The organism is Oleiphilus sp. HI0117 (assembly GCF_001635235.1).
In genome coordinates, this window is record NZ_LWGA01000733.1 from 1 (window position 1) to 11,514 (window position 11,514).

Consider the following 11,514-nt stretch of genomic DNA (forward strand, 5'->3'; position numbering starts at 1 on the left):
TAATCTTGGAGACACGATAGGATACAACCATTGGACGATTTACCAGCATCGCTTCGAGCGTTGCAGTGCCCGACGCCAATACAATCACATCACTTGCAGCCATCACCTCACGCGAGCGACCTGAAATCAAGGTTAGCGGCAGGTTTACCTCGCAATCGTCTAACAAGGATAAAATTTGCTCTTTGCGCGCCTCATTAACATAAGGTAAAACAAATTTGATATTGGGGTCGCGCTCATACAACCAACACGCAGTATCAAGAAAGCTCTTACCTATATAAGAAATCTCACCTGCTCGACTTCCGGGAAGCAGTGCTACCAGTTTCGCATTTTGATCCAAGCCCAAAGCCTCACGAGCCGAGCTTTTATCTGAATGTTCTGGAATGCTGTCAGCCAGAGGGTGACCAACAAATCGTACTGCAACGTCATGCGCTTTATAAAATTTTGCCTCAAACGGAAAGAGAGTCAACATCAGATCGACTGCACGCGCTATTTTAAAAATACGCTTCTGACGCCATGCCCAAACAGAGGGGCTAACATAATGACCGGTTTTCAAGCCCTTTTTGCGCAAGGCCAATTCCAAGCCTATATTGAAGTCAGGGGCATCAATGCCAATAAAAGCATCCGGGCGTGATTTTAGAAAATGTTGTTTTAGGCGACGCCGAATACCAATCAGCTCAAAAATACGCCCAAGCACCTCAACAAGCCCCATAACAGAAAGCCGTTCCATTGGTACATGAGAGTTAAAACCCTCAGCTAGCATTAAAGGGCCACCAATACCTTCGAACCGAGCATTGGGATAACGCTTAAGCAGGGACTTGATCAAACCCGCACCTAAAATATCTCCGGAGGCTTCACCGGCTACCATTGCGATAGTCACTGGACGTTCAGATACAACGTTATCTGAAAGTTGTTCTTGAACCGATTGGTGTTCTTCAGCGCTACCCTTCATATCAGCCTAACGAATAATGCCCCGAGATGAGTTCTTGATACTTTCAACGAAGTGAGCAACATGTGCAGACGAAGCCGCTGCCTCTTCTAGCTCAATAAGCGCATCCTTCAAGTTCAAGCCTTGACGATAGATAACTTTATAGGCACGCTTTAGCTCCCGAATATCATCAGCGGTAAACCCTCTTCGCTTCAAACCTTCGGTATTCAGACCATGAGCCGAGGCAGATTGACCACTAGCCATGACAAAAGCAGGAATATCACGTAGAACAATACTCCCGCCAGCACTCATACTATGCGCCCCGATCTTACAGAACTGATGAACCATCGTTCCGCCACCCAAAATCACATTGCTTGCAACATGAACATGGCCCGCCAGGGTTGTGCTATTAGCAAAAATACAGTTATCACCGATAACACAGTCATGCGCTACATGTACATAAGCCATGAAGAGGTTATCACTACCAATGATCGTTTCCGACTGGTCCTGAGTAGTACCGCGATGAATAGTACAGTTTTCACGAATAATATTATTATCGCCAATAATTAATCGGGTAGGCTCTCCAGCATATTTTTTATCCTGGCACTCTTCTCCAACACTGGCGAACTGAAAGATCTTGTTATTCCGACCAATCGTTGTCGGCCCTTTAACAACCACATGAGAAAGTATCTGTGAACCTTCCCCTATCTCGACACCTTCACCAATATACGACCAAGGACCAACTTCCACACCAGCACCAATTATTGCCCCCTTTTCTACTATTGCTTGAGGGTGAACTTTAGTGTCTGAATGGATTTTGGCATCAGGGTGGATTGTCATTAACGTTCTCGCTCCGCTGTCATAATTTCTGCAATACAAGCAACCTCACCATCTACATATGCAGTACAGTCAAACTTCCAGATGTTATGCTTTGCTGCAATCAAATGAGATTCTAGTACCAGTTGATCGCCCGGAACAATTGGCCTTTTAAAGCGCGCTTTATTTGTTCCGGCAAAATAGTGTATTAAGTTTTCACTTGGCTTTTTGTTAGTCGTAATAAAGCCGAGTATGCCTGAAACCTGCGCTAGTGCCTCCAGCACAAGCACACCAGGCATGATTGGTTGATCAGGGAAATGTCCTTGAAAGTAGTTTTCGTTTACCGTCACATTTTTAAAGCCCTTGATCCACTCTCCAGCTTTAACCTCTGTAACTCGATCCACTAATAAAAAAGGGTAGCGGTGAGGAAGATATTCTTTAACGTCATTGATATCCATAATCATGAGATTCGACTCTTTTAAAGCAAGTTCAGGCAGTATCGCCAGCAGATCAAAACTATTTACTTGTCGGCAACAATCTTCTCTAATGCTTTTAAACGACCAGCCATTTTATCGAGCTGCCGAAGTCTTGCAATACTTTTCCGCCATTGAGCATTAGGCTGAACGCCCGTTCCAGACGAATACACGCCAGGCTCACTCAAGCTTTTTATCACCATCGTCATTGCAGTGATATGCACATCGTCAGTTATCGTTAAATGACCCGCTATACCACTTGCGCCGCCGATAACACAGTTCTTTCCGATCGTCGTACTCCCCGCAACAGCACAACATGCTGCCATGGCAGTATTTTCGCCAACACGGACATTGTGAGCAATTTGAATCTGATTATCGAGCTTAACGCCCTTCTCGATTACTGTATTGTCCAAAGCTCCACGATCAATGGCCGAATTAGCCCCGATTTCGACATCGTCCTCAATTACAACACCACCTAGCTGAACTATTTTTTCCCAGCCTCCCTTATTAGGAGCAAAGCCGAATCCATCTGAGCCTATCACGACACCACTATGAATAATGCAGCGCGCACCAATCGTCACGCCGTGATAGATATTGACGCCTGGATAAAGTCGAGTGCATTCACCTATCCGCGAGTCATCAGAAACTGTCGTATTTTCACCAATTACACAACCAGCCCCTAAGAAAACACCTTTACCAATTACTGCGCCAGCTCCCACAAAAACGCCTTCAGCGACCTCAGCAGTGTCATGCACAACAGCCGAAGGGTGGATATCTGAACCCGCACTAAGGTCAAGCTGGGTACTGTCCCACAAGTGAGTTAAACGCGCATACGCCAGGTAAGGGTTATCATGAATAATCAAATCTGCATCGTATGCTTCGGCTACCTGAGGGGTAACAATCACGGCACCGGCCTGGCTATCCGCTAAATATTTCTCATAGGCAGGATTCGCTAAAAAGCTTAAATCACCTGACTTAGCCGACTGCAGAGTCGAAAGGCCCGAGATGCTTATCGACGCATCACCTCGAACCTCTCCTTCCACATAGTCCGCCAAATATTTTAAGGTAAAGGCATTTTGCTTCATCTGATTAAACTCACGAAATATAGAAAGATCAGTTTAGCTTGTTAAGCTTCTCGATAATTTTATTTGTATAATCCATTTCTTGATTGGCATATAAAGCCGCTTCACGAGGAATCAACAAATCCAGTTTTTCTTCTTTTACTAGCTCGTTGATCGCTTGATCGATTTTGGGCTTTGAATCACTCAAAAACTCATTCCGTCTTTCTGCCAAAGCCTTATCAAGCTTACCTTTGCGGTACTTATATTCCTGAATCGCTTCTTCAAGATCAGATGCCATTTTCGCTCTTTCATTATCACTCATAATTGCAGCGTCATTTTTTAAGCGCATTTCCAAGCGCTGACCTTCTTCTCCGATAGCACGAACTTCAAGGTCCTGTTTTTTATATTTGGTCACCATTGACTCAGTGAACTCTTTTGCTGCATCTGAAGAAAATAAGGCAGCTCTCATATCAACCAGACCAATCTTCATTTCAGCAAGTGCCGACATAGAGAAGAAAGCAATACTTCCCATCAAAATAATTTGCTTAAATAATTTCATTAAAGACCTCCAACGATCTATTTTATGTTTACTTAGTAACTAGAAAGGCTGCCCTAGGGAGAACTGGAAGAACCGCGTATCGTCCCCGGGAATGTCATTAATCGTCTTACCAAAACTGAAGCCCAAGGGCCCGATAAAGGTTATCCATTGTAAGCTCAAGCCAGTCGACCAACGAATCTCATTCCCATCAAAATCATATCCCCTTGCTGTATCAAAAACATTACCACTATCAACAAAGTACGATAGGCGTAGCGATCGCTGGTCTTTCACAAACGGTACAGGGAAGATCAACTCAGCACTATTTTCAATTAGGAGATTTCCGCCAAAGGGGTCTGTAGACCCACCAGCCTGACTAGGAACCGACTGACGACCAAGCGAATTTCTTTGATAACCTCGCACCGAAGTAATACCACCGGTGAAATAGTTTTCGTAAAATGGAAGTATGCTGGTATCACCATACCCATCAGCCCACGCCAATTTATTGCGAATCCTGAATACAAAGTCATGATCTTTATCGATTGGGAAGTAGGTATTTGAGCGGTAGTTAAGTTTATAAAATGATAGATCACTGAAAGGTACCGACACTTCAAGCGTTAGGCCCTGTCCCCACCCGCGCGTTGGAAACTGCCCGCGATTCAATGTGCTTCTGGTCCATGACCCGGTAAAGCTGTAAGTATTAAAACTCGTACCATATTCAGAAACAAAAGTATTGATTCCGAGCGGCACATCCTCACCTGCAGATAGCTGAGTATTGGTATAACCAAAAGTGAACTTCAAGCGAGAAATACTGTTGATAGGATAACCAAAGGTTACCGATGCTCCCGTTTCATCGATAACAAAATCTGAACGGTCATCTTCGTCAAAATCAGTTTTTCTAGCAAAAAAGCTAAACCCTCGACTCACACCATCGACAGTGAAGTAAGGATCGAGATAGGAAAAGTTAGCAGACTTAACGGACTCAGTGGTATTCACGCCAAAAGAGACCTTCTTACCGGAGCCAAAAAAGTTACTTTCAGAAACACTCAAACCAAGTGAAAAACCGGAACCCTGAGAAAAACCCAAGCTTGCAGAAAGGTTACCGGATGAAGTTTCTTCAACCGAGTAATTCACATCAATTTGATCTGACGTGCCCGGTACTGAGGGCGTATCAATATTAACAGTACTAAAGAAGCCCAAACGCTCAAGCTTAGCTTTAGAACCTTCGATCAAGTCCGTTGATGCAGACCCACCTTCCATTTGAATCATCTCCTGCCGTAAGACTTCATCACGTGTTGAAGTGTTACCACGGAAATTGATTCTTCTTACATAATTCCGTTTACCAGGATCAACAAAGAAAGTAACCGAAGCGCTATAGTCATCATGCGCCTCAGGGATAGCGTTAACATTTGCATAAGTATAACCTTCTGCACCTAAAGCACGAGAGATAAGGTCAGATGTAAGTGTCAGTTTCTGACGTGAAAATACGTCACCCGGTTTTAACATAACAAGCTTTTCTAACACTTCCTTCTCTAGAACAAGGTCTCCCTTCAAGTCGAAGTCCTTTAACGTATATAACGGGCCTTCTGAAATATTAACCGTAACGAAAACATCTTCTTTATGTGGTGAAATCGAAACTTGAGTCGACTCGATGGCAAACTTGATATAACCATTATCCAGATAGAAAGAACGTATACGCTCTAAATCGCCACTCAGCTTTTCTTTTGAGTATTTATCATCACTGGTAAATACTGACCAAAAACTTGGCATCTTGAGCTCCATCAGCTCAATTAGTTCTTCATCAGAAAATGCTTGGTTACCAACGATATTGATATGAAGAATTGAGGCAACTTCTCCTTCGTTGATATTCAACTTGATTGCCACACGGTTGCGAGGTAATTCTTTAACTTCGGCCTCTACAGAAGCAGAGTATCTACCTTGTGTAACATAAGAGCGAAGGATTTCGAGCTCCAGACGCTCAAGCGTTACCCGCTTGAATACTTTTCCTTCTGCCATCCCGGCAGCTTTGAGCCCTTCCAGCAAATCTTCTTCAGAGATATCCTTATTTCCTTCAATTTCGATTTTCGAGATTGAGGGGCGCTCTTGAACAATAATGACCAAATCTCTATCTTCACGGGCGATTTCGATATCTGTAAACAAGCCGGTTTTAAATAGCGCCTTACTTGCTTCAACTATCTTTTCTTCACTAGCAGTCTCACCAACACTTAGGATAAACGCAGAAAATACCGAACCGGCTGATACCCGCTTAAGACCATCAACACGAATATCATTGATAATAAAAGCTTCTGCTTTAGCAGCTAAGGGGGCGATAGCTAGAATCAATAAGCTCAGAGCAAGCCAACTACGAATTATTTTTTTTACGCCAAACACAGACAATCCTATTAATGAATAACCACTACAAACGCATAATATCGTTATATAAAGCTAGAGACATAAGTATCAATATAAATGACACCCCTACTTTTAAACCCAACACCTGCCATTTCTCAGATAGTGGTTCGCCTTTTACAGCTTCGATCAAATAGTAAAAAATATGCCCTCCATCCAAGACAGGAATGGGCAGTAAATTTAAGATTCCTAAGCTTACGCTTAATAAAGCTAGAAAACGCAAAAACTCTTCAGAACCTGACTCGATAGACTCACTTGCTACTTGAGCGATGGTTATCGGGCCACTCAGGTTATCAAGAGAAATTAAGCCCATAATCATCTTCTTGATCGCGTTAAGTGTCATAACACAATCAGCCCAAACTTGTTCACTCGCCTGCATCAGGGATTCAAGAGGACCGTAGCTTATCGTTCTTATCATCTCTTTCGGGTAAGTAAAGGGCTGAACACTGACTCCTAAACGACCAACCGAGGCACCGTCTTCACGTATAAATACTTCTGGTCTAAGTGACAGAGTCTCGACAATAAGCCCATTGTTTTCTCCACTCCTCTCAACCTTAACGACAACATCTTTTTCAGCAGAGACTTTGATTACATCGACAAAAGCAAACCAGTCTTCAATAACTTTACCGCCGGCCTCAATTACTTTATCGCCCGCTTTTAAGCCACCCTGTTCAGCCGGACTATCGGCTAAGACACTCCCCATTACTGCGGGAACAGGCGGCTTTAATGGGTGGACACCTAAGTCCTTAAGCAGTCCATGTGGCTCACGGTCCAACATCCAGTTTTCAACACTTAATGTATAACCATCAGCAGTGTCACTAGCACCAGCCTTAGCGAATAATTCAATATCACCGCTGTCGCCGATACGGTTCACTAAAGCCATACTGACAGAGCGCCAACTCAGAGTATCTCGCCCATCCACCTGAGTTATTTCAAGACCAGGATACAAACCAGCCCTTGCTGCAACGGACTCCTGATCAATTTCACCTATTGTTGGAGTCAAGGCACTGAAGCCAATAATGAACATCAGCCAGTAAGCTGCAATAGCAAATAGAAAGTTCGCGATAGGGCCTGCTGACACTATCGCAATACGCTGCGAGACAGGCTTGCGATTAAAAGCATAAGGAAGCAAAGCGGTTTCTACAGGGGCTTCGCGTTCGTCAAGCATCTTGACGAAGCCACCTAAAGGAATACTAGCAATGGCAAACTCGGTTCCATCCTTGTTTTTCCACATAAAAATCGGGCGCCCAAAGCCTACTGAAAATCGTAGGACCTTGACACCACAACGCTTGGCAACCCAGTAATGTCCATATTCATGGATCGTAACTAGAATACCAAGCGTAATAATTAGCGAGAGTATGGTCTGAATCAGTGTCATTAAATATACTGGCTCATCTTCATTAAGGCCGTTTCTTCTTCATTATTTGCTGTTGAGCTATAACTCTAGCCTCTTCATCAACAGACAATATCTGATTAACTGATGTTATTGGAGCGATTGAGGCATCTTCTAATGTTGACGCAATAATATCAGGGATAGCAGTAAAGGAGACATTACCTTTTAGAAAGGACGCGACAGCAACTTCATTCGCAGCATTTAAGACCGTACACGCAGTACCACCAACATCAAAAGCCTCTTGAGCCAACTTAAGGCAGGGAAAGTTTTCAAGATCAGGCTTTTCAAAGTTTAGTTGAGCAACTTCAAATAAGTCTAATGAAATGGCACCTGAGGCAATTCTTTCGGGCCACGCCAAGCCATAGGCAATTGGTGTACGCATATCGGGGCTTCCCATTTGCGCTATGACCGAGCCATCCAAGTATTCAACCATGGAATGAACAATACTCTCAGGATGAACATGAACCTCGATATCTTTCGGACTGATATCGAACAACCAACACGCTTCGATTAGCTCCAAACCCTTATTCATAAGCGTGGCAGAATCTACTGAGATTTTACTTCCCATCTGCCAGTTTGGGTGTGCGCAGGCCTGTTCTGGCGTCACCGTACTAAGGCGATCACGAGACCACCCCCTGAAAGGCCCACCTGAGGCAGTGAGCAATACACGCTGCACTTCTCGTTCTAAAGACTGGCCACACTGATAGGAACCAGGAAGACATTGAAATATCGCGTTGTGCTCGCTATCGATAGGCAATAGCGTTGCACCTGAACGACTCACCTCTTCCGTAAAGAGCTGGCCAGACATAACTAAGGACTCTTTATTCGCTAGTAAAACTTTCTTACCTTTTCTAGCAGCAGCAAGGTTCGCCTCTAGCCCGGCTGCACCAACGATTGCAGCCATGACGACATCAACATCATCATGTGCGGACACACATTCCAGAGACTCCGCACCTGCCAAAACTTTGATATCAGAAGCATGTTTTAGCAACTCACCCTGCAAGCATTGCGCAGCATCTTCATCCACCATAACCGCAATACTTGGGGAGTGCTTCAAACACAGAGCTAGCATTTGCTCGACACTGCGATGCGCCGTCAGAGCAAATACCCGATACCTGTCTGGGTGCCGACTAATCACGTCGAGCGTGTTTAGACCAATAGAGCCGGTCGCCCCCAAGACACATACACTTTGAATAGTCGACACTTAATAACCTGAATTACTGAGAGTTTGCGAAAAGTAGAATAACACTAGGCGACCCAAGAGAGATTGTATAAAGCAAAGACAAACACTGGAATCGCGGCAACCAAGCTATCAATACGATCAAGCACACCGCCATGACCAGGAAGCAGATTACTACTATCTTTAATACCGCGTTGTCGCTTAAACATACTCTCTGTTAAGTCACCAATTATTGAGATTGAACCAGTAATAGTTGAAATGACTGCAAACTGTATAGTCATTGCGAAATTATGTTCTAGCAAATTACTAGCAATCAGAGATAACAATAGACAAGCAGCCAGACCGCCCCAGGCTCCAGCCCACGATTTTCCAGGGGAAACTTTTGGTGCTAATTTCTTCTTACCAAAAGCTCGGCCAGCGAAATAAGCCCCCGTATCCGCGGCCCACACTAACATCAAGATATAAAAAATAAGCCAAAGAACATTTAAGTCAGCTAAGGGCGCATATTCACTTGAGCGTAGAAAAACTAAAGCCTTCCACAAAGGAGCAAGCACAACAAAACCAAGCAGTAACTGAACTATTTTCCCCTTCCACAGGGAAGATGATTCTGGAAAAGTCATGACCAGAACACATGCCAAGGCCCACCATGCAACAGAAAGTGTTAATACCCAGGGAAGAGACATACTGCCGACAAGCAAAAATAGGAAAACCGCCATCACGAGAGCATAAACCACTCGCGCTGCAGAAGCGCTCACGCCTGAAAGGTTAGCCCATTCCCAGGCACCTAAAATAACAATAGCTGCGACAAACCAAGAAAAATACTCTGGAGGCAGTAAAAAAACACCCCCCAAAACAAGTGGAGCAAGAATTAAAGCTGTAATTATTCGTTGTTTTAACACAAAAAGAGTCCCGTGATTATTTACTCGGCCTGATCCAACTGATCATCAGTTTGCCCAAAGCGCCGCTTTCGTCCAGCATAGGCTTTTAAGGCTTCCAGCATCTGTTCCTTCTTGAAATCGGGCCAGTACAAATCGGAAAAATAGAATTCTGCGTAGGCCAATTGCCATAACATAAAATTGCTGATGCGCTGCTCACCCGCAGTGCGAATCATTAAATCAGGTAAAGGCAAGTCACCCAAAGAGATATGTGATTGAATTAAGTCTTCGCTCACATCTTCAGCCGCAATCTCGCCGGAAGCAACTTTATGGGCAATTTTCCGCGTCGCTTGCGCGACATCCCAGTGCCCACCGTAGTTAGCGGCAACGACCAGAGTCATACCATCATTATTTTCTGTTAGTTCTTCCGCTTTCGCCATATGCTCCTGAAGCACATCACTAAACGGCTCTCGATCACCAATAATTCGCAAGCGGATATTATTTGAGTGCAGTTTCTTAACTTCTCGCTGCAAGGCAAAAAGGAAAAGCTTCATTAACGCACCAACCTCTTCGGCGGGCCTCCTCCAGTTTTCACTACTAAAGGCAAATAGAGTCAGCACCTCTATATCTTCCTCAACACAAGCTTTAACGACATCTCTAACCGCATCTACGCCTGCCTTGTGCCCAGAAATCCCTATCTTTTTGCGCTGCTTAGCCCACCTATTATTACCATCCATAATGATAGCAACGTGTCTAGGTTTACTCCCTGAGCTTAGAGGAATGTGCTCACTCAATTTATCTATCCAACCCAATACTTAATAACACGAAATTTAACGAGCGAAAGCATTGGACACACTTTCGCCCGAAACAGGCAGTTTTTATACTTCCATCAAGTCTGATTCTTTTTCCTGCAATAAAGCATCAACTTTAGCAACATAAGTGTCAGTTAGTTTTTGGATACCATCTGCTGCTCTTTTTTCTTCATCTTCTGAAATCTCTTTCTCTTTCAAAAGTTCTTTAATATCGGAGTTAGCATCTCTGCGAATATTTCTAACAGATACTCTTGCACTCTCGGCATCTGCTTTTGCTAGCTTAACCATATCCCTACGAGTTTCCTCTGTTAGAGCTGGCATTGGCACACGTATTAAGTCACCAGAAGTTGACGGGTTTAAGCCGAGGTTAGCTGCTATAATCGCTTTTTCGACCACTGGCACCATTGGTTTTTCCCAAACAGAGATTGCCAAAGTTCTGCCATCTTCAACACTAATATTAGCCGCCTGCTTTAGCGGTGTATCTACACCATAGTATGAAACTGATACGCTATCTAAAATACTTGGGTGCGCTCGACCAGTACGAATCTTGGCAAAAGCAACACCTAGCGCATCAATACTTTTTGCCATACGCTCTTCAGCATCTTGTTTAATTTCATCTAACATATATCTTTCCTTTATTCTTTATATAACTGGCTCGATCTTATTCGTCGGCAGCTGCCTCGATCAATGTACCCTCGGATTCACCCACTACAATACTGCGCAAAACCCCAGGCTTATTCATATCAAATACTCTAACAGGCATATTGTGATCACGGCACAAACAAATTGCCGTTAGATCCATTACACCTAACTTTTTATCCAAGACTTCATCATAACTCAAAGCATCATACTTCACGGCTGTCGGATCTTTCATCGGGTCAGCGTTGTAGACACCATCTACTTTTGTTGCCTTCAATACAACATCAGCATCAATCTCAATACCTCGTAGACATGCAGCAGAGTCAGTTGTAAAGAAAGGGTTACCCGTTCCTGCGCTGAATATTACAACATCACCATCTTTAAGATCTCTAACCG

General features: G+C 43.9%; 12 protein-coding genes. All 12 read right to left on the reverse strand.

The genetic code is table 11. The features are described from left to right. On the reverse strand, nt 1-949 hold a 949-nt coding region (gene lpxB, locus A3757_RS11215), incomplete at its 3' end, for a lipid-A-disaccharide synthase (RefSeq protein ID WP_068739625.1). Between the two features lie 6 nt (nt 950-955). Next, nucleotides 956-1,765, reverse strand: coding sequence for an acyl-ACP--UDP-N-acetylglucosamine O-acyltransferase (gene lpxA / locus A3757_RS11220; protein ID WP_068508215.1), 810 nt, complete (start codon nt 1,763-1,765; stop codon nt 956-958). Next, entirely contained in the window at nt 1,765-2,205 is a 441-nt protein-coding gene (gene fabZ / locus A3757_RS11225; RefSeq protein ID WP_068507400.1) for a 3-hydroxyacyl-ACP dehydratase FabZ, read from the reverse strand. The genes lpxA and fabZ overlap by 1 nt, the downstream gene beginning before the upstream one ends. A gap of 56 nt (nt 2,206-2,261) precedes the next feature. Continuing rightward, nucleotides 2,262-3,299 carry a UDP-3-O-(3-hydroxymyristoyl)glucosamine N-acyltransferase gene (gene lpxD, locus A3757_RS11230; protein WP_068508218.1) on the reverse strand — a complete coding sequence of 346 codons (1,038 nt, stop codon included), beginning with the start codon at nt 3,297-3,299 and terminating at the stop codon, nt 2,262-2,264. Nucleotides 3,300-3,327: 28 nt separating this feature from the next. Next, nucleotides 3,328-3,834 carry an OmpH family outer membrane protein gene (locus A3757_RS11235; protein ID WP_068508219.1) on the reverse strand — a complete coding sequence of 169 codons (507 nt, stop codon included), beginning with the start codon at nt 3,832-3,834 and terminating at the stop codon, nt 3,328-3,330. Between the two features lie 39 nt (nt 3,835-3,873). Further along, on the reverse strand, nt 3,874-6,201 hold the full coding sequence (bamA, locus tag A3757_RS11240; RefSeq protein ID WP_231878258.1) for an outer membrane protein assembly factor BamA: 2,328 nt from the start codon (nt 6,199-6,201) through the stop codon (nt 3,874-3,876). Between the two features lie 25 nt (nt 6,202-6,226). Next, nucleotides 6,227-7,597 (reverse strand): RIP metalloprotease RseP, encoded by a 1,371-nt coding sequence (gene rseP, locus A3757_RS11245; RefSeq protein ID WP_068553758.1) that lies wholly within the window; start codon nt 7,595-7,597, stop codon nt 6,227-6,229. 22 nt (nt 7,598-7,619) lie between these two features. Continuing rightward, complete coding sequence (ispC, locus tag A3757_RS11250) at nt 7,620-8,816, reverse strand: 1-deoxy-D-xylulose-5-phosphate reductoisomerase (protein ID WP_197470010.1); 1,197 nt, start codon at nt 8,814-8,816, stop codon at nt 7,620-7,622. Nucleotides 8,817-8,860: 44 nt separating this feature from the next. Then, a complete protein-coding gene (locus A3757_RS11255) occupies nt 8,861-9,691 on the reverse strand; it encodes a phosphatidate cytidylyltransferase (RefSeq protein ID WP_068554112.1) in 831 nt (276 codons plus the stop codon). A gap of 20 nt (nt 9,692-9,711) precedes the next feature. Beyond that, nucleotides 9,712-10,470: a polyprenyl diphosphate synthase gene (gene uppS, locus A3757_RS11260; RefSeq protein ID WP_068508246.1), complete on the reverse strand. Its 759-nt coding sequence runs from the start codon at nt 10,468-10,470 to the stop codon at nt 9,712-9,714. Nucleotides 10,471-10,545: 75 nt separating this feature from the next. Beyond that, nucleotides 10,546-11,103 carry a ribosome recycling factor gene (gene frr / locus A3757_RS11265; RefSeq protein WP_068508225.1) on the reverse strand — a complete coding sequence of 186 codons (558 nt, stop codon included), beginning with the start codon at nt 11,101-11,103 and terminating at the stop codon, nt 10,546-10,548. A gap of 37 nt (nt 11,104-11,140) precedes the next feature. Continuing rightward, nucleotides 11,141-11,514, reverse strand: a 374-nt coding sequence (locus tag A3757_RS11270) for a uridine monophosphate kinase (RefSeq protein ID WP_369819545.1), incomplete at its 5' end; no start/stop codon positions are given.

Excerpts from the sequence above, each read along its gene's own strand:
- lpxA (WP_068508215.1), bottom strand. The coding sequence starts at position 1,765 with ATGACAATCCACCCTGATGCCAAAATCCATTCAGACACTAAAGTTCAC.
- fabZ (WP_068507400.1), bottom strand. The coding sequence starts at position 2,205 with ATGATTATGGATATCAATGACGTTAAAGAATATCTTCCTCACCGCTAC.
- lpxD (WP_068508218.1), bottom strand. The coding sequence starts at position 3,299 with ATGAAGCAAAATGCCTTTACCTTAAAATATTTGGCGGACTATGTGGAA.
- A3757_RS11235 (WP_068508219.1), bottom strand. The coding sequence starts at position 3,834 with ATGAAATTATTTAAGCAAATTATTTTGATGGGAAGTATTGCTTTCTTC.
- rseP (WP_068553758.1), bottom strand. The coding sequence starts at position 7,597 with ATGACACTGATTCAGACCATACTCTCGCTAATTATTACGCTTGGTATT.
- frr (WP_068508225.1), bottom strand. The coding sequence starts at position 11,103 with ATGTTAGATGAAATTAAACAAGATGCTGAAGAGCGTATGGCAAAAAGT.